Origin of the sequence: Streptomyces sp. NPDC006197 (assembly GCF_040613865.1) — a bacterium.
Taxonomy (GTDB): Bacteria; Actinomycetota; Actinomycetes; order Streptomycetales; family Streptomycetaceae; genus Streptomyces.
The window spans coordinates 51,014-68,931 of sequence record NZ_JBEXSZ010000013.1 but is presented as its reverse complement, the minus strand read 5'-3'; the positions used below and the strand labels follow the sequence as shown (position 1 = coordinate 68,931).

Genomic DNA, 17,918 nt, shown 5'->3' with positions numbered 1-17,918 from the left:
CGTCTCGGCTTTGTGAGTGGTTTTCGCTCGGGGCGGTCACGGGGCGGAGAGCCATGGGACCGCCGATTCGTCGGACGCCGCGCGTGCATGCGCCGTGAGGAGTTCGACGACCGGGTCGCGGTGCTCCTCCAGGTAGAAGTGACCGCCCTCGAAGACGCGCACCTCGCACGGGCCTTCGGTGACCTCGCTCCACGCCTCGGCCTCCCGCGGAAGGATCTCCGGGTCCCGGTCGCCGTACAGCACCGTGACCGGAACGTTCAGCCGTGGGCCGGGCAGGGGCCGATAGGTTTCGCTCAACCGGTAGTCGGACCTGATGACAGGCAGGAACGCCTGGATGAACGAGGGGTTGTCGAGGAGGTCGAGGTGCGTCGCCTCGGTACGGCGCAACTCCTCGACCAGCTCCTCGTCGCTGCCGAGATGCACCCGGCCCGGCCGGGTCAGGGCCGGGGCCGGGTGCCCCGAGACGACCAGTCCCTGCGGCGGGTCGCCGTCCGCGGAGATCCGGCGGGCCACCTCGTAGGCGACGACGGCCCCCATGCTGTGCCCGAACAGAATGGTCGGAAGCTGCGGCCCGTCGACCGGCGGACCGTCCGCAAGCGCGGCGGCCAGACTCTGGATGTCCGCCGGCGACGGTTCGGAGTACCGGTCCTCACGGCCCGGATACTGGCAGGCGAGGAACTCGATGTCCCAGGGGACCGCCGCGGCCCACGACCGGTAGTAGCTGGCGCTGCCGCCGCCGTGCGGGAACAGCACCACCCGGGCCCGGGCGTAGGGCCGCGACACGAGGCGACGGAACGCACCGGTGCGACCGTCCCTCACTATGGGATCGACAGACATCTCGGTCTACTTCCTCGCTGCGGGTGCCATGGCGATGTTCCAGAACTCGGCGTAACGGCCGCCGCGGCGCAGGAGTTCGTCGTGGCTTCCTTCCTCCACGACCCGGCCTCCGTCCAGGAAGACGACGCGGTCGGCGCGCTGAACGGTGCGCATGCGGTGGGCGACCATGACCACGGTGCGGCCGGCCATCAGGCGTTCGATGCCCTCGTGGACGGCTGCTTCGTTGACCGGGTCGAGTGCGGAGGTCACCTCGTCCAGCAGCACGACGGGCGCGTCCTTGAGCAGCGCGCGAGCGATGGAGACGCGCTGGCGTTCACCACCGGAGAGCAGCGCGCCGCCCTCGCCGACGTTGGCCGCCCATCCGTCGGGCAGCCGCTCGATGACCTCGTCCAGGCGTGCCGCGCTCGCTGCCGCGCGCACGTCGGCGTCGGAGGCGTCCGGGCGGCCCAGCCGGATGTTCTCCTCGATCGTGCCGTCGAAGAGGTAGACGTCCTGGAAGACGATGGACATCTGCGCCATCAGCGCCTCGGGGTTCATCTCGCGTACGTCCACGCCGCCGATGCGCACGGCGCCCTGGTCGACGTCGTAGAACCGTGCGAGCAGTTGCAGCAGGGTGCTCTTGCCCGCGCCGGAGGGACCCACCACGGCGAGCCGCTGCCCCTGGGGCACGGTCAGCGAGGCGTGGTCGAAGACGGTGCGGTCGCCGTGCCGGAACGTGACGGCGTCGAACTCCAGGTCGTGGCCGGTCGGCTGACGGGGTTCGGCCGGTTCGGGCAGCGGTTCGGTGCGCAGGACCGTGTCGAGCTGGGCCAGCACCGAACGCGCGCCGCGGAGCTTGCCGCCGATGTCCGTCAGGGACAGCAGGGGGTCGGCGCTGCGGGCGGCCAGCACCAGGATCGTCAGGACCTCCGCGACGCCGATGTTCCCGTCCAGCGCCAGGTAGACGCCCAGGACCAGCAGCGCGGTGAACATCGCCTGGACCGTCAGGGTCAGGCCCACCGCGCCGGGCAGCGCGGAGAACGTGGCGCGGCGCGAGGCCCGCTCGACATCGCGCAGTGAGTTGTCCAGCAGCCCGAAGCGCTCCCCGGTGCGCCCGCCGGCCCGCAGGACCGGCTGCACCTGGAGGAACTCGATGACCCGGCCGGTGGCCTGCTCGTCGAGCTTGTGGCGCTCCACGTCGCCGGCGGCCGACGTACGTGCCGTCCAGACCTGGATCCCCACCACGAGGGGCGCGGCGGCCAGTGCGGCCAGTCCCAGCTGCCAGTTGTAGGCCAGCATCACCACGACGATGGTCAACGGCGTCACGCTGGCCGAGACGAAGGGCGCCAGCAGGTGCGCGATCACGGACATCGCCTGCAGCACGCCCTGGCTGGCCAGCACCGAGACCTCGCCCAGCCGGCTGGAGTTGTTGTACCAGCCGATCGGCAGCCGGGACAGGTGGTCGCCGAGCCGGTGGTACATGCCGCGCAGCAGCGCCGTGCCCACGTGGAAGCCGGACAGGTCACTGACGTAGCGCAGCGTCGCGTAGACCGCGATCGCGATGCCGAACCCGGTCAGCCAGGGCCAGGCGTCCTCGGGCGAGTCGCCGAACAGCTCTCGCAGTACGGGCACCAGCAGCGCGTAGGACAGGCCCTCGGCCACCGACGTCATCGTCATCAGGGTCACGGTGCGGCGCAGCGGCTGGGCGTACTCGCGTCCCAGCACACGCAGCAACATGCGGATCATCGGGACTCATCTCCCTGCAGTACGCCGCCCAGGGCGTCGACGTCGTCGGCGGATGCCGCGTGGTGGGTTTGCCAGAACGTGGCGAACCTCCCGTTCTGGGTGAGCAGTTCCGCGGGCCGGCCCCGCTCGACGATCTGCCCTTCGTCCAGCATCACCACGGAGTCGGCGTCCATGATGGTCTCCAGACGGTGGGCGATGACGAGAACCGTCCGCTCACCGCCCAGCGTCGCCAGGGCATGGCGCACCGCCTGCTCGGTCTGCGGATCGGCGAACGCGGTCGCCTCGTCCAGGACCAGAACCGGCGTATCGGCCAGCAGAGCGCGGGCGATCGCGATCCGCTGCGCCTCGCCGCCGGACAGCCTGGCGTCCTCGCCGATCACCGACTCGTAGCCGTGCGGCAGTTCGAGGATCCGCTCGTGGATGTTGGCCAGCTTCGCGGCCCGCACCACGTCGTCGCGATCGGCCTGCGGCACCGCCAGCGCGATGTTGTCCGCGACCGAGGCGCGCAGCAGTCGCACGTCCTGGAAGACGAACGACACCCGCTGGTACAGCTCCCGGCTGCCGAGTTCGCGCAGGTCCACTCCGCCCAGCGTCACAGCGCCCTGGCCGGGGTCGAAGAACCGGGGCAGCAGCTGCACCAGCGTGGACTTCCCGCTTCCCGAGGGGCCCACCACGGCGGTGACCGTCCCCGGCTCCAGCACCAGATCGACCCCTCGCAGCACCTCGCGGTCGTCCTCGTAGCCGAACCGGACCCCGCTCAGCTCCACGCGGTTCCCCTGCGGGATCCGCGGATGCGGCGGCTCCGGAAGCGGTTCGACCTCCAGCACCTCGCGGATCCGGCCCACCGCGCGCCCCGCGGCCTGCATCTCGTCGAAACCGTGCCCCAGGGCGGCCACCGGAGCCGTCAGCCCCAGGCCCAGGAGCAGGAACGGCAGCAGATCGGCCGGCGCCAGGCCGCCACCGGTGATCCGGATCGTGCCGCCGATCAGCACGACGAGCAGCACGAACGGCGGCGCCAGCACCAACTGCATCCCTGCGGCGATCCGCGAGATGCCGTGCACCCACCGGTTGAACGTGCCCACGAAATCGTCCGCCGCGGTCAGGAACTTGCGGTGTGCACGCCCCGACTGGCCGAACGCCTTGACCACCGCGATGCCCTGCACGAACTCGACCACCGATGTCGAGATCCGGCCCATCGCGGTATCGAACTCCTCCTGCTCCCGCAGCCGCTTCGGCGTCATCATCAGCGGAACCAGCGCGATCGCCATCACCACCGGGATCAGGGTGATCAGCGTCATCCGCCAGTCGACGGTGAACAGATAGACCAGCGACGCCAGCGGAACCACGAACGCGGAGACGAGCTCCCCGGGGGTGTGGGCGATGAACGGGTGCACCGCACCCACGTCCTCCCCCACCACCTTGGCCAGCTCACCTGTCCGGCGACGGGAGAACCAGCCGATCGGCACCCGGCCCAGCTGCGCCGCCAGCTGCCGGCGGAACGCCAACTGCACCTGGCCGTCGAGCACATGGCCGATCCCGGACGACGCCGCCGTGAAGACCAGCCGCACGAACAGGCCGACCACACCCACGATCACGACGTTCCACACGTGATCGTGGTCAACGGGGCCCTCCGCCAGCAGAGTCCGCCCCAGCTCCACCACCGCGAGCAGCGGCGCAAGTCCCGCGAGAGCGCCGATCACCTGCAGGAGCACTACAACCGCAAGCTTTTGGACGAACGGACGTAACAGCCGTCCGAAGTCCTTCTTTCCGGCCGGACCGGTCTCCGCTAACAACGTGGACCGTTCCCCCGCCACAGCGGGATCGATCGCACTCATGCCTCTCCCATCGATTTTCAAACGTGTTCCGATATCACCGTACCGTGGACGGAGTCGCTGTGCCACCAACAATGGCCAACGACTCCGGGCCGTTCCACGGCCGGTGTCCGGCGCCCGCTCAACCGGTGAGATCGGCGACCGTCAACGGGTCCCCGGAATCCGGGTGGGCCACCTCCGGATAGCCCAGGGACTCGGTCAGCTCCTTCCAGGCGCGGGCGACGGCCAGCGGGCGTTGACTGCCCTGCAACGGGTCCACGCCCGCGTCGACGCGCTCCCGCAGCTCGTCCAGCGCGGCCAACACCCCCTCCCCCCACACCTCGTCCAGGGCGGTCGCCCAGGTGGGCGTCTCGGCCGCACCCACGTAGGCGCCGGTGGTGCCGAGCCCGTGCGGCCACCGCTCCGCCGCGTCCGACCGACTCGGGAGGAACTGCCCCGTCGCGTCCGACGGCATGCGCAGCGACGGGCTCCAGATGACCGGACCATGGGTGTTGGCCAGCATCAGGTTGCCCGCGTCGGTCCCGATGGTGATCCGGTGCAGGAACAGGCTCGTACTGTCGTCGCCCTCCTGCATCCGGTTCTCCACCCGCAGCGTCAGGGGCACGCCCGCGATCTGCCCGTCCACAGCGACCAGCGGGCGGCCCTCCCGCTCCGCGACCGGAGACAGCGACCAGGGCCGCAGCCCGTCGAAGATCCCGGCCAGGATGTCGAGCAGGTCGAAGGAGACCTGCACCGCGCACATGGCGTCGACGAACACCGGTTTGCGCAGCCGCACCAGCCGGCGAGCGGCGGAGGTGAACCGCTGGACCGGCTCGAGATGCGGATAGAAGGTGTTCACCAGGTACTGGGTCCCCGCCCGGCGCGCCACCCGCAGGCAGTCCGCCAGCTCGGTCGGGTGCACCGGGTGTTCCTGCAGCACGTGGATTCCGCGCTCGAGCAGGGCCTGGGCCAGCTCGACGCCCCGGCCGCCGCCGACCGCGGTCGACACCACGACGCAGGCCGCGTCGATGTCGTCGGGCAGCTGGTCGACCTTGTCGTACAGCGGGACGCCGTACTCCTCCGCGAGCGCGACGGACCGGGCACTGCCCCGTGCCACGATGCCGGCGAGCCGGAAGCGCTCGGGCGCGGCACGGCGGAGGGCCGAGAGGTACACCTGGCCGAACCGGGTGCCGCACACGACGATGCGCATCGGGTCCGAGGGGGCGCGCGTCATCGGTGGTCCACCTCCGGCGCCGTGATCGCGTCCGTCGTCCGCGTCACGTGCGGCGGCCGCAGGCAACTGAAGTGATCGCCCGGAACGTCGACGACCGTCAGGTCGCCCAGGCACACCTCACGCCAGAAGTCGGCCGGATCGTCCTGCGGACCGGGGATCAAGTGCCGGGGCTCCACCGGCCGGAGGAAGGTGATGTCCCCCGCGTACGGCTCCGGCTCGTGGCGTGTCACCGCCTCCAGGGTCCGCGCGAAGGCGGTGTGCAGGGCCCCGAGCTGCGCGGCGTCGGCCTGCGCCGGATCCGCGTCGGCGAGGGCGCGAAGCAGTTCCGCCCGCCGTTCGGCCGTGTCCCGCTGCCCGAGGGCACGGAACCGCTCGGCGACCGCGTCCAGTTGTTCGTCGCCGGTCACCCGCCCGAGGGCGCCCTCCGCCAAGGCCGTCGGCGAGCCGGCCAGCGCGGTCGCGAGAGCCCGGCCGACCGCCGCTTCGTCGGCGGGCCAGCCATGGGCGGCCGGGTCCGCGCCCATCATCCGCGTGAAGGCGTAGTCCACCATGAGGTCGTCGTGCAGCAGGTACGGGACGCGGTGGCCGGACACGACGGTCAGCCGCCGGACCGTCACGTCCGCCTCGCTCAGGGCCCGGGCCAGCTCCAGTGCGATCGGGCCGCCGAGGCAGTGCCCGATGATCTCCACGTCGTCGTGTCCGGCGGCCCGCACCTCGCGTGCGTAGCCGACGGCCAGTTCCTCGACGAGGTCGGGCACGGCGGGGTCGGAGCCGTCGCCGGCGCCCGGCAGGACGAGACCCAGCAGCGTCGCGTCCGCACCGAGTTCGTCGATCAGCGCCCGGTACCGCGTCAGGGTTCCCGATCCGTCGTGCACGAGCAGCCGTACCGGCCCCCGCCCCGATCCGGCCAGCGGGACCAGTGGCGACCGCGAGGCGGTCGGCGCCGTCGCCTCCGGGGCCGGCGCCGCCGCCGCGGCGGACTCCAGCCACTGGGCCAGACCGGCGACCGTGGGCCGGTCCAGCAGTGCGCGCAGCAGGACGTCGAACGTGGTCCGCGTGGCCTCGGGGAGGCGTTCGCGTACCTGTCCGACGAACTGCGCCGCCAGCAGCGAGTTCCCGCCCGCGTCGAAGAATCCGTGGTCGCGGGCCGGCGGTTCGCCGCCGAGGACCTCGGCCCACAGCTCGGCGATCCGCCGTTCGAGTCCCGGCCGCGGCGGCTCGGCGGACGCGGTCCGCGACGCACCGGGGGCCGGCGCCGATTCGAGCAGGCGCTTGCGGTCGACCTTTCCGTTGGGTGTCAGCGGCAGCGTCTCGACGATCCGCACCCTCGCCGGGACCATGTGCGACGGCAGCCGTTCGGACACCCAGCGGACGAGTTCCGCGCCTTCGACGGACGCGGGTCGGCTGCGCGGGATCACGAACGCGACCAAGGCCCGCTCGAAGGCGTCGCTGCCCGCCGCCAGCACCACGCAGGTGCCCACCTGCGGGTGCTCGCCGAGCACCGACTCGATCTCGCCGAGCTCGATCCGGTGTCCCCGGATCTTGATCTGCTGATCGGCCCGGCCGCAGAACTCGATCTCCCCGTTCGGCAGGTAACGGCCGAGGTCGCCGGTGCGATAGAGCGGTTCCGCCGTCTCCGGGTGCCGGAGGAAACGCTCCGCGGTCCGCTCGGGGTCGTTCAGATAGCCCGTGGCCAGACCGGTGCCCGCGATGTACAGCTCGCCGATGACCAGGTCGGGCCGGTCGCGCAGCGCGGCGTCGAGTACGTGGAAACGCTGGTTCGCCAGCGGGCTTCCGTACGGAATGCTGCGCCAGTGCGGTTCGACGCCCTTGATGCGGTGGTGGATCGACCAGATCGCCGCCTCCGTCGCTCCGCCCAGACTGACCAGCTCGACCCCGGGCACGTGCCGTTCGGCGTGACCGGGCAACGACAGCGGGATCCAGTCGCCGGACAGCAGAGCCAGCCGCAGACAGGAGAGTTCGGCGGGTTCGACGTCCAGGTAGTGCATCAGCATCTGGAGCTGCGCGGGGACCGAGTTCCACAGCGTCACGCCGTGCCCGGCCACCATCGCGGCCCAGTGCGAAGGGTCGCCGCGCCGCGCGGGGTCCGGCAGCACCAGCGGGGCGCCGACGGCCGGCGGACCGAACAGGTCGTAGACGGAGAGGTCGAAGCTGAGCGCCGCCAGACCCAGGACCCGGTCGGAGGCGTCGACGCCGAAGCGCTGGTTGATGTCGAGCACCGTGTTGAGGGCGGCCTGGTGGGTGATCATCACGCCCTTGGGCACACCGGTCGAACCCGAGGTGTGCATCACGTAGGCGAGTTCACCGGGCGCCGTCGAGGGCGAGTCGGGAATCCGGGCCATCGGCAGCGGCTGCACGCCGGCCACCTCCACCGCCCGGACACCGGGAGGGGGCGCGCCGGTCGCGGCGTCGGCCACGACCGCGAACCGGGTGCCGCTGTCGGTGAGGATCCGGTCCCGGCGGATCGCGGGCTGGCCGAGGTCGACCGGCACGTACACACCGCCCGCGAGGAGCACACCGAGCACCCCGACGGCCTGGTCCCGGCTCTTGTCGATCAGTACGCCCACGAAGTCACCGGGGCGGCACCCCGCCGCCCGCAGCTGCTCGGCCACCGCGGCGGCCCGGCCCAGCCACTGCCCGTAGGTCAGCGTCCCGTCCGGGTCGATCACCGCGACCCGGTCCGGGAACTCCCGCGCGTACGCCACGAGGGGGTCGTGCAGCAGGCCGTCCGGTACGGGCGCCTCCGTCCCGTTCACCGCGGCCCGCACGGCGCGCTGCCGATCCGGCAGCGGCTGCGGGTCCACCGCCGCCCACGGCTCGTCGTGAGCGGCCAGCCGGTGCAGGAGCCCTTCGAACGCGGCGAACATGTCGTCCACCAGACCGTCGGGGAAGACCCCTTCGCGGACGTCCCAGTTCATGTCCAGGCCGCCGTACTGGTCGCCCACCTGGCAGTCGATCCACACCTGCGGCGTCTGGCTGATGCCGTGGACCGGGCGCGCCTTCCGGCCCGCGGGCGACACCGTGTCGCCGCCCCCGACACCGATGCTGCCGGTGAACACCACCGGCAGGAGCGCCGCCTCGCGCCCACGGCGCCGGGTGATCTCGCGGAGCACCTCCACACCGCTGTACAGCCCGTGATCGAGGTCCTCGAAGATCTGCTCGCCCAGGGCGCGAGCCCGTTCGGCGAAGCTCGTCCTGCCTTCGCGCTCGACGGCGAGCAGGCTCAGCGAGGTGAAGTCGCCGAGCAACCGGTCCACGTGCGGGTGCAGCGGCATCCGGTTGAGCACGGGCAGGCCGAGGCAGAAGCGTTCGACGCCGCTCCAGCGGCCGATCGTCTCCGCGTACGCCGCCAGCACGGCGTTGGCCGGTGTGATGCCGTGCTCGACGGCGCGCTCCTTGAGCGACCGCCACACGCGGTCGTTCAGCGTCGCCGTCAGACGTCGGAACCGCGGGGGCGCCGTCGCCGGATCGTGGTCGTCGCGCAGCGGCAGCGCGGGCGCGCCGGGCAGTTCGTCGATGCGGTCCGACCAGTACGCGCGGTCGCGCGCGTAGCGGTCGGTGTCGCGCAGCCGGCGCTCGGCGAACACGTAGTCGCGGAAGGTGGCGTCCACCGGGGGCAGTTCGCAGTCCGGCCGCTGGTAACGACGGTCGAGCTCGGAGAGCACCTGCTGCATGCTGAGCCAGTCCAGCGCCATGAAGTCCACGGACACGTGGAGCACACTGCGGTCCGACTCCCGGGTCAGGCGCAGCTCGTACATGGGGCGCTCACCGGCGGGGTGCACCTTGTGGGACAGCTCGTCGCGCACTTCGGCGAGCGTCTTGTCGACCGTGTCGCCGGACGCTCCGCGCAGATCGGCGACCTCGATGCGGGTGTCCCGCAGCACGGGCAGGACCTTTTGGACGCCGTCCTCGAAGATGACCGTCCGCAGGGCGTCGTGGCGCTGCACCAGGCCGTCCCACGCCTGCTGCAGCCGGTCGGGGTCCAGCTCCGCCGGGTACTCGAACTCCAGGTAGACGTGGCAGGAGACGCCGCCGTAGTCGAAGGCGGCATTGCGGCCGAACAGATAGGCCGACTGGATGTCGGTCAGCGGAAAGGGCAGTTCACGGTCCTCGGGCCGGCTCTGCCACACCGGATCGCCGCCCTGCGGCTGTCCCGCCTCCGGGCCCGCGGCCGTGTCCGCCATGATGCCGAGCAGCTCCGCCTTGCAGCGGCGCAACTCCGCAAGACGCTGCTCGGTCATCACCCCGCGGGGTGCGCGGAACCGCAGCTGCTCACCCTCGCGCCACAGACGGATTCCTGCGCTCTGAAACTCTTCGAGCAGCTCCCTGGCGTTCACACCGCTCCCTCTTCGCAGTCGTCCCCGTTGTCCCAGCCGTCGTTCGGCCGCCCGTCGGCGGCGGTACAGAGCCGGTCGATCAGCGTGCTCAGCCCCGCGACGGTCGGTGTGCGCATGACCTCGCGCATGGGCAGTTCGACGCCCCATGCCCCGCGCACCTCGGCGACGAAGCGCGTCGCGAGCAGGCTGTCGCCGCCGAGCCGGAAGAAGTTCTCGTCGCGGCCCACCGATTCCAGGCCGAGCAGCTTCGTCCACCGCTCGGCGACGAACGTCTCGGTGGCGCCGCGCGGCGGGTCCCCCACGTCACGAGGGCGGTCGACGGAGTGCTCGAGAACCGTCTGGATCCGTCGCCGGTCGACCTTCCCGTTGCCGCTGAGCGGCAGCGCGGGCAGCACGGCGAGGTGGGCGGGCACCATGTGCTCGGGCAGCCGGTCCGCCGCCCATCGGCGCAGCTGCTCCCCGTCGACCCCGCGAGCCGCCTTGGGCCGGTCCGCGACCAGCAGGACCTCCCCGGTGCGCTCGGTGCGCAGCGCCCGGACGTCGCACAGTCCGGCTCCGGCGCAGGCCTCCGCCCATCGCTCGCGGCCGTACAGCCAGCCGGGGTCCGGCCGGTCCCCGTCGAACCGTCCCGCGCGCGCCTCCAGCGGCAGTGCGGTCACCAGCGCGAGCGGCGTCGGGTGTTCGCGCTCGAACAGGTAGAGACGCCCACCCGGCGCGAGCAGCAGTGCCATGGTGGCCACGGCCAGTTCCGGGTCCGGCATCCGGTGCAGGACGTTGTTCGCCACGACCGCGTCGAACGCGTGGACGTGCTGGGCGGCGATCGCGTCGGCGCCCTGCACGGCGGTGTGCGCGCCGTGCCCCCGCTCGCGCAGCAGCGTCTCGGCCTTGGCCAGCGCCGGCATCGAGGAACCGAGCAGCGTGTAGGCGACCGTGTCCGCGGCGAGCTCGGTGAGCAGCCTCGCGCTGCCACGGCCGCTGACCACGTCCCACTCCGCCACGGCCGGCGGCGCGTCGCCGCCGGCGCGCGCCCGCAGGTCCTGCGCGACGACGCCGAGGCAGTCGGCCGTCCCCGGCATCAGGTCGCTGAGCGCCTCGGGAGCCAGGACCGGATCGTCCAGCAGCGCGGTGGCGTCCGCGTCACCGGACACGATGGCCGAGAAGAGGGGCCCGGCCCATTCCAGTGCGGTGGCGACGGACTCGAAACCCGTCCCGCGGGCGGCTTCGCGGACCTGCTCGGCCCAGGCCGGATCCGTGACCTCGCCCCACCTCGGGCCGTGCCGGTACGCCGCGTCGGCGCCGCGTACCAGCACGGCGCGCTGGGCCAGGTACTCGAGCCAGATGTCCACCACCGGACGCTGTTCGGCACAGACGGACGGGTGCCCCGCCGCGGCGCCGTCGGGCCCGACCAGCGGTGCGACGACACCGGCCAGCAGCACCTCCACCAGTCGGTGCTCGTGCAGATGCGGATCGGGCCGGGTCACGGACTCGGCCGGGGGCGGCAGGAAGGCGTTCCTCTGCCGGCCGCCTCCGGGCGTGCGGTCCGTGTGTGCCTGGGCGCGGTCCGGCGCGGACGAGCGCTCGACCACGGCGGCGACCAGTTCCCGGCGCCCTTCGGTCAGCGGAACCGCCACGGCCTGCGCCACCGCGGGATGCGCCTGCAGGCAGGCTTCGATCTCTCCCAGCTCGACCCGGAAGCCGTTGATCTTCACCTGGTGATCGAGGCGGCCGAGGAACTCCAGGTTGCCGTCGGGCCAGTAGCGGCCGAGATCGCCGGTGCGGTACCAGCGCTCGTCGTCCTGCCGCGGGAAGCGCGCCGCGGTCAGCTCGGGGTCGCCCCGATAGCCGAGCGCGACACCGGCGCCGCCGATCCAGAGCTCACCGGGCACCCAGTCGGGACAGTCCCGACCGCGTCCGTCCACCACCCGGAACTTCTGGTTCCGCAGTGGCTTTCCGTACGGGATCGATCGCCAGCCGTCCGGTACCGCGGTGACCTCGTACGCGTTCGACCAGATCGCGGCCTCGGTGGCGCCGCCGAGCGCGATCAGCCGGCACCGGCCGTTCGTCGCCCGGTCCAGCCGCTCGGGCAGGTCGAGCCCGATCCAGTCGCCGGACAGCAGGGCCAGGCGCAACGTGGCGGGGAACGCGGACGCCTCGGCCGAGGTCAGCGCCATGTCGAGCAGGGCCGGCACGGTGTTCCAGACGCTCACCGAGTGCCGTCGGCACAGCGTCAGCCACTCGGCGGCGTCGCGGCGACCGGACTCCGGCACGAGCACGGCGCCCGCACCGACCGCGAGGAACCCGAAGATGTCCCACACCGAGAGGTCGAAGTCCAGCGCGGACACCGCCAGCACCCGGTCACCGGCCCCGATCCCGAACCGCTCGTTGACGTCCTCGACGGTGTTGACCGCAGCGCGGTGGCTGATCTCGACGCCCTTGGGCAGGCCCGTCGAGCCCGAGGTGAAGATCACGTACGCGGTGTCACCGGGGTCGGCGGCCACCGGCGCCCCCAGGGGGCGCGCGCGCATCGCCGCCTCGATCGTCAGCACCTCGATCCCGGCATCGGACGGCTCCACGAGCCCGCTGCCGGCGAGCATCACCCGGGCGCCGCTGAGTTCGAGGATGCGGGCGCGCCGTTCGGCCGGCTGGTCCACGCCGATCGGCACGTACGCGGCGCCCGCCGCGAGAACTCCGAGCACGGCCGCGATCTGCTCGGCGCTCTTCGGCGCGGTCACGGCGACGTACGAGCCGCGGCCGATGCCACGCTCCACCAGTGCGCCGGCGATGGCGAGGGCGCGCTGCGCCAGCTCGTCGTGAGCCATCACCTCCTGCTCGCCCCACAACAGGGCGGGCTGCCCGGCCCTTTCGCCGGACCGCTGGAAGAACGCGGTGTGCAGAAGGTTCTCGGTCACCGTACGGGTCTGCGCATTGACCGCCGCTCGCCGCTCCTCCTGCTCGGCGGGCAGCGGGATCTCCGGAAGCGCCGCCCACTCGCCGTCCATCAGGCCGCGGACCAGGGCCTCGTAGGCCGACAGCATCGCGTCGAGCACACCGTCCGGGAAGAGCTCCTCCACGGCGTCCCACACCAGCAGCACGCCGCCGTCGCGGTTGCGGTAGACCTGGTGGTCGAGCCAGATCTGCGGGGTCTGGGAGATCATCCACGTCGGCTCGCCGAAGCGGGCCGCGAACGCGTCCGGAACCAGCGGCGCCGACAGGTCGCAGGCGAAGACGACCGGCGCCGTGCGGGGTGCGTCCGGGTCGGTGCGGTGGAAGTCACGCAGCACGTCGACACCGGAATAGGCGGAGTTGCCGATGTCCTCGTGCATCCGCTTCTGCATGGCGCGGGCGCAGTCGGCGAAGGTGCCGCCGCCGGACAGGTCGACCTCGACGAGGACCAGCCCCGTGAAGTCGGCCACGATGCGGTCGACCTGGGGGTGTGCGTCGAGGTCGCGGTCGAACAGCGGCAGGTTGAGCAGGAAGTGCTCGTCCCCGCTCCAGCGCCCCAGAACCATCGCGTACGCCGTGGCCAGCACCACGGAGGGCGTCAGACCCGCCTCGCCGGCCCGCCGCTCCAGGATGCGCCACTCGTCCGCCGTGAGCTCGCAGGAACGGCGGACGAACCTCGGTACGACGGCTTCCGGATCGGCGGCAAGCGGGAGCTTCGGCCCTCCCGGAAGCGACGGCAGCCTCTCCTGCCAGTAGGCGCGGGCCCGTTCTCGGTCCGCGCCGCGGGTCCGGTCCTGATCCGCGAGATACCGGCCGAACGTGTAGGTGAGGTCGCCGAGGCCGAGGGGGTTGTCGTACAGGACGGCCAGATCACCGAGCAGCACGCGGATGCTGGCGAGGTCGGAGGCCAGCAGGTCGACGTTGAAGTGGAGCCGGTCCACGCCACCGGGGAGCCGGGTCAGCTGGACGTCGATGACCTCGCCCCGGTCGACGTCCAGGCGCCGGTGCGACAGCCCGTCACGAAGAGCCAGGGCGGCTTTCGCCGCCTCGTCGCCCGCACGGTCCCGGAGGTCGTGGACGGTCACACCCGGCCAGGGCGATTCGGACATGACGTGCTGGGTGGCGTCGTCGGCGAACGACACGCGCAGCATGGGATGGCGCTCGATCAGGGCGCGAACGGCGTCCTCGAGACGCTGTGGGTCCACCTGCTGCCCGTCGAATTCCAGGTAGGCGTGACAGCTGACTCCGCCGAGTGGCTGGTCGTCGGCACGGCCGATCAGATAGGCCTGCTGCACCGGCGTGAGCGGGAAGGGCTGCCCCGCCCCGACCTCGTGCTCCGCCCCGACCTCGTGCTCCGCCTCGGCGTCGCTCCGCGACCGCGGTGACGGCTCGGTCCCCGCACCGGGTGTGAGGAGCTCGAACCAGGCCGACAGCCGCGGATCGTCGGACAACTGGGCGAACGTGACCTCGGAACCGGTACGGCTGAGCCGGCTCGCCAGCCGCATCATCCCCAGGGACTGCAGGCCGAGTTCGAAGAGGTTGCTGTCGTCGTCGGCCTCGGTCACCTCGATGCCGAGCAGGCCGGACACCTCACGGCGCAGGGCGTCCCGGTCCATCCCGGCATCAGTGGCGGCGAGATCCCCCGCGCTGCGGTCAACAATCTCCGATGACATTTCCAAGCTCCCTTGCACGCTCATGACTTCGCCGCGCCCCACGCTCACTTCGACAGGTGCTGATCAGGCCTGCTCGGCCTGCTCGGCCTGCTCGACGACCTGCGCCAGCTCGGCCAGGGTCCCGGCCTCGAACATCGAACGCATCGGCACGGTCACGCCGAGCTCCTTGCGTATGCGGCTGACCAGTTTCGCGGCGAGCATCGAATGGCCGCCCAGGTCGAAGAAGTTGTCCTGCGGGCCGGCCTCGTCGACCTGCAGCGTCTCCCGCACCATGCCGCAGAGGACTTCCTCGTACGAGGTCGCGGCGGCAACGGCACGCGGAGAGGCGCCGTCCGTGCCGGTCCTGCCCGGTGCCGTGCGCACGGCCCGCTCGGCGAGCGCCTTGCGGTCGACCTTTCCGTTCAGCAGGGTCGGAACGTGTTCGAGCACGACGATGCTCGACGGCACCATGTGCTCGGGAAGGCTGCCGCGTGCGTATTCCCGCAACTGCGCCTCGGAGACCTCGTGGCGTGCCGACGTCTTCACGTAGGCGACGATGTGCTCGCTGGCGACGTCGTCACCGCCGACGACCGCCACGACGATCTCCACCGCGGGGTGACTCTCCAGTCGCGCTTCGATCTCGCCGAGTTCGATGCGGAAGCCGCGGACCTTCACCTGATTGTCGATCCGGCCGGTGAAGTAGAGCTCGCCGTCGGCCGCGACCCTGCCCCGGTCGCCCGACCGGTACATCCTGCTTCCGGGCGGGCCGTACGGATCGGCGACGAACGTGGCCGCCGTCAGGCCCGGCCGGTTCAGGTAGCCGCGAGCCACGCCGGTTCCCGCCAGGAACAGTTCGCCCTCCTGGCCGTCGCGGCGGTCCTGGAGGCCCTCGTCGAGCACGTACACCGCGGCGCCGTCCCACGGCGTGCCGACGGTCACCTCTTCCTGGACACCCTCGATCGGTCCGCCGATGGACGTCCCGACCGTCACCTCCGTCGGACCGTACGCGTTGAACAGGCGCCTGCCCCTGGACCACTCCTCGGCCAGGGACCGGGTGCAGACGTCGCCGGTGGAGGTGATCGTTCCGCCGACCAGCAGTCCCTCGCTCTCGGTGACGCCCAGGGCGACGGGCGGCAGGACCGCGTGATCGATGTCGTACTTCAGCATGGTCTCGCGCAGCGACTCTCCCGGCATCAGCGCGTGCTGCTCGGCCATGACGAGCGTCGCGCCGTTCAGCAGCGCCAGCGCGAAGTCCCAGAACCAGGCGTCGAAGCTGAAGGAGGCCCATTGCAGGACGCGCTCGCCGGGACCGACTCCGTACAGCCGCTGCTGCGTCGAGACCAGATCCGCGACGCCGGCATGGCTGACCGCGACCCCCTTGGGGACGCCGGTCGAACCGGAGGTGTAGATGACGTACATCAGATGGTCCGGATGCAGCGGCACGGGACGCTCGTCCGCGGCGATGTCGTCGCTGCGCTCCTGCGCGCACGCGGCCTCGAAGGAGGCGTCGTCGAGCACGACCTCCGGCACGTCCAGACGCAGTGAGCTGACGTCCTCCGTCCGCAGCAACAGCACCGGCCGCGCGTCCACGACCATGTGGGCCAGCCGCTCGGTCGGATAGCTCGGGTCCAGCGGCAGGTACGCGCCACCGGCCTTCAGCACCGCGAGCACCGCGATGATCAGCCGGGCCGACCGCGGCACGGCGACGGCGACCAGCGAGTCCGGCCCCACGCCGGCCGCCATCAGCCGCCTCGCGAGCCGGTTCGCGCTCTCGTTCAGCTCCGCGTAGTCGACGACGATGTCTCCGAAGACGACGGCCGGCGCATCACCCGACCTGGCCACCACGGACTCGAATATGTCCGAAACAGTGTTCAACTCCGCTCCGCCTCCGAAACAGGGTTTCAGCATGAACTGGGCAACGGTCATCGACGATGGCACGGCTCCCTGCCGGCCGACCGGGCCGTGAAAGAACTCTTTCTCCACGCGCTCACCGGGCCGCCGGCCGCTCCATGATGAGACAGGGCCTGGCGACGTTGAGCCTTCCGCATGGAGAGAAGGAATCAAAGTGACCGATGACGTAAAGTATCGTGACTACCTCGAACTGGATACTCTGCTGTCCCTCCAGAAGCCCCGCGCCGCGGAATCCGTGGCAATGAAGTCCACTGTGCTTTCGGAGCAGTTCTTCATCATCACGCACCAGGCGAGCGAACTCTGGCTCAGGCAGATCATCTCCGACCTGGAGGCCGTCGTCGATGAACTGACGACGAGCGACGACACGTCCACCGCTGAATGGATCGTCGATCTCCTCCAGCGTGCCGCGGAACTCATGCGCGTGCTGCACGCCCAGTTGACCGCTCTCGACAGATTGCCGCTGCGCGACTTCGCCACGTTCCGGACGCTGCTCGGTACCGCGAGCGGCGCGCAGTCGGAGCAATTCCACCGGCTGGCCCACCTCATCGGCAACGCCGAGCAGGAGGGGCCGCTGTACGAATCGTTCGCCGCGTGGGTGGCCAGGTCGGGCCACACCGTTTCCGACGTGGCCCGGCAGGGCATCGAAGCGGGCGTCTATTACCGCATCATCGAAGCCCTGCTCGACGTCGGCAACGGCTATTGGCGATGGCAGGTGGGCCACATCAGCCTGATCACCCGGGTGCTGGGCCACCACGCCGGAACGGGTGGCACAGCGGGAGCCGACCACCTGGTCAGCCGCTGCACCCTCCCGTTCGCGGAGCTGCGCGAGCTGCGCAGTCAGGCACACGTCGGTCTCAGCGTCGCGACGCCGTGACGCCTGGTGGCGCCGATGCCGCTAGGGGGTGTCCGGCGGATCAGGGCCGGGCAGGCCCTAGATGGGCTCGAGGACGAACCCGCGTCCCCAGACGTTCCGCACCGCGAGACCCACGATCTGCAGGCGTCGGCGCAGCCGCATCACATGCAGGTCCAGCGCGTTGCTGGACGAACTGGAACCGGATTTCTTGAGGATCTCGCGCAGTTCGGTGCGGTAGATGATCTGGCCGTACCGGTCCACCAGCGGGGCCAGCATCTCGCACTGCGTCAAGGAGAGCGTGACGGACGAATCCTCGAAGTAGAGGATTCCTGTCGGGTCCACCACGGGCTTCGACTTGAGAACGGCCCGATGCTCCAGCTGGCGGAGCCGGGCCTGAAGATCTTCCTGAACGATGGGAGGACGCACCCAGTCCTCGTAGAGACTCAGATGCTCCGGCGGGGACGCGCCGTACTCGACCACCAGAAGACACAGGTGTCCCCGGGCCTTACACTCCTCGCGGATTTTTCTTTCCGCCGGCCAGCGGACGAACTTGACCCGATTCTTCACATCAACATTCACAGGCATCTCCCCCAA

9 protein-coding genes are annotated in these 17,918 nt (G+C 71.3%); 1 reads left to right on the top strand and 8 read right to left on the bottom strand.

Features of this window, described 5'->3' with window-relative positions; genetic code table 11:
* Nucleotides 1-36 precede the first annotated feature (36 nt).
* From ABZ318_RS06505 to ABZ318_RS06475, 7 genes are all read right to left on the bottom strand, one after another.
* A complete protein-coding gene (locus ABZ318_RS06505) occupies nt 37-783 on the bottom strand; it encodes an alpha/beta fold hydrolase (protein ID WP_356901378.1) in 747 nt (248 codons plus the stop codon).
* Between the two features lie 60 nt (nt 784-843).
* Nucleotides 844-2,562, bottom strand: a complete 1,719-nt coding sequence (locus tag ABZ318_RS06500) for an ABC transporter ATP-binding protein (protein WP_356901377.1) — start codon at nt 2,560-2,562, stop codon at nt 844-846.
* Nucleotides 2,559-4,397, bottom strand: a complete 1,839-nt coding sequence (locus tag ABZ318_RS06495; RefSeq protein ID WP_356901376.1) for an ABC transporter ATP-binding protein — start codon at nt 4,395-4,397, stop codon at nt 2,559-2,561. Before ABZ318_RS06495 ends, ABZ318_RS06500 begins: the two co-directional genes overlap by 4 nt.
* A gap of 118 nt (nt 4,398-4,515) precedes the next feature.
* Nucleotides 4,516-5,607 carry a Gfo/Idh/MocA family oxidoreductase gene (locus ABZ318_RS06490; protein WP_356901375.1) on the bottom strand — a complete coding sequence of 364 codons (1,092 nt, stop codon included), beginning with the start codon at nt 5,605-5,607 and terminating at the stop codon, nt 4,516-4,518.
* Nucleotides 5,604-9,965: an amino acid adenylation domain-containing protein gene (locus tag ABZ318_RS06485; protein WP_356901374.1), complete on the bottom strand. Its 4,362-nt coding sequence runs from the start codon at nt 9,963-9,965 to the stop codon at nt 5,604-5,606. Before ABZ318_RS06485 ends, ABZ318_RS06490 begins: the two co-directional genes overlap by 4 nt.
* The gene (locus tag ABZ318_RS06480; RefSeq protein ID WP_356901373.1) at nt 9,962-14,581 is read right to left on the bottom strand and encodes an amino acid adenylation domain-containing protein; all 4,620 of its coding nucleotides are present in this window, start codon (nt 14,579-14,581) and stop codon (nt 9,962-9,964) included. Before ABZ318_RS06480 ends, ABZ318_RS06485 begins: the two co-directional genes overlap by 4 nt.
* A 63-nt stretch (nt 14,582-14,644) precedes the next feature.
* On the bottom strand, nt 14,645-16,435 hold the full coding sequence (locus ABZ318_RS06475; RefSeq protein WP_356901372.1) for a non-ribosomal peptide synthetase: 1,791 nt from the start codon (nt 16,433-16,435) through the stop codon (nt 14,645-14,647).
* Between the two features lie 190 nt (nt 16,436-16,625).
* On the opposite strand from ABZ318_RS06475, the gene ABZ318_RS06470 reads away from it, so the two are divergent.
* Nucleotides 16,626-17,345: a tryptophan 2,3-dioxygenase family protein gene (locus ABZ318_RS06470; RefSeq protein WP_356901371.1), complete on the top strand. Its 720-nt coding sequence runs from the start codon at nt 16,626-16,628 to the stop codon at nt 17,343-17,345.
* Between the two features lie 57 nt (nt 17,346-17,402).
* Here ABZ318_RS06470 and ABZ318_RS06465 read toward each other — a convergent pair whose 3' ends face one another.
* Entirely contained in the window at nt 17,403-17,903 is a 501-nt protein-coding gene (locus tag ABZ318_RS06465; protein WP_356901370.1) for a winged helix-turn-helix domain-containing protein, read from the bottom strand.
* Nucleotides 17,904-17,918 lie beyond the last annotated feature (15 nt).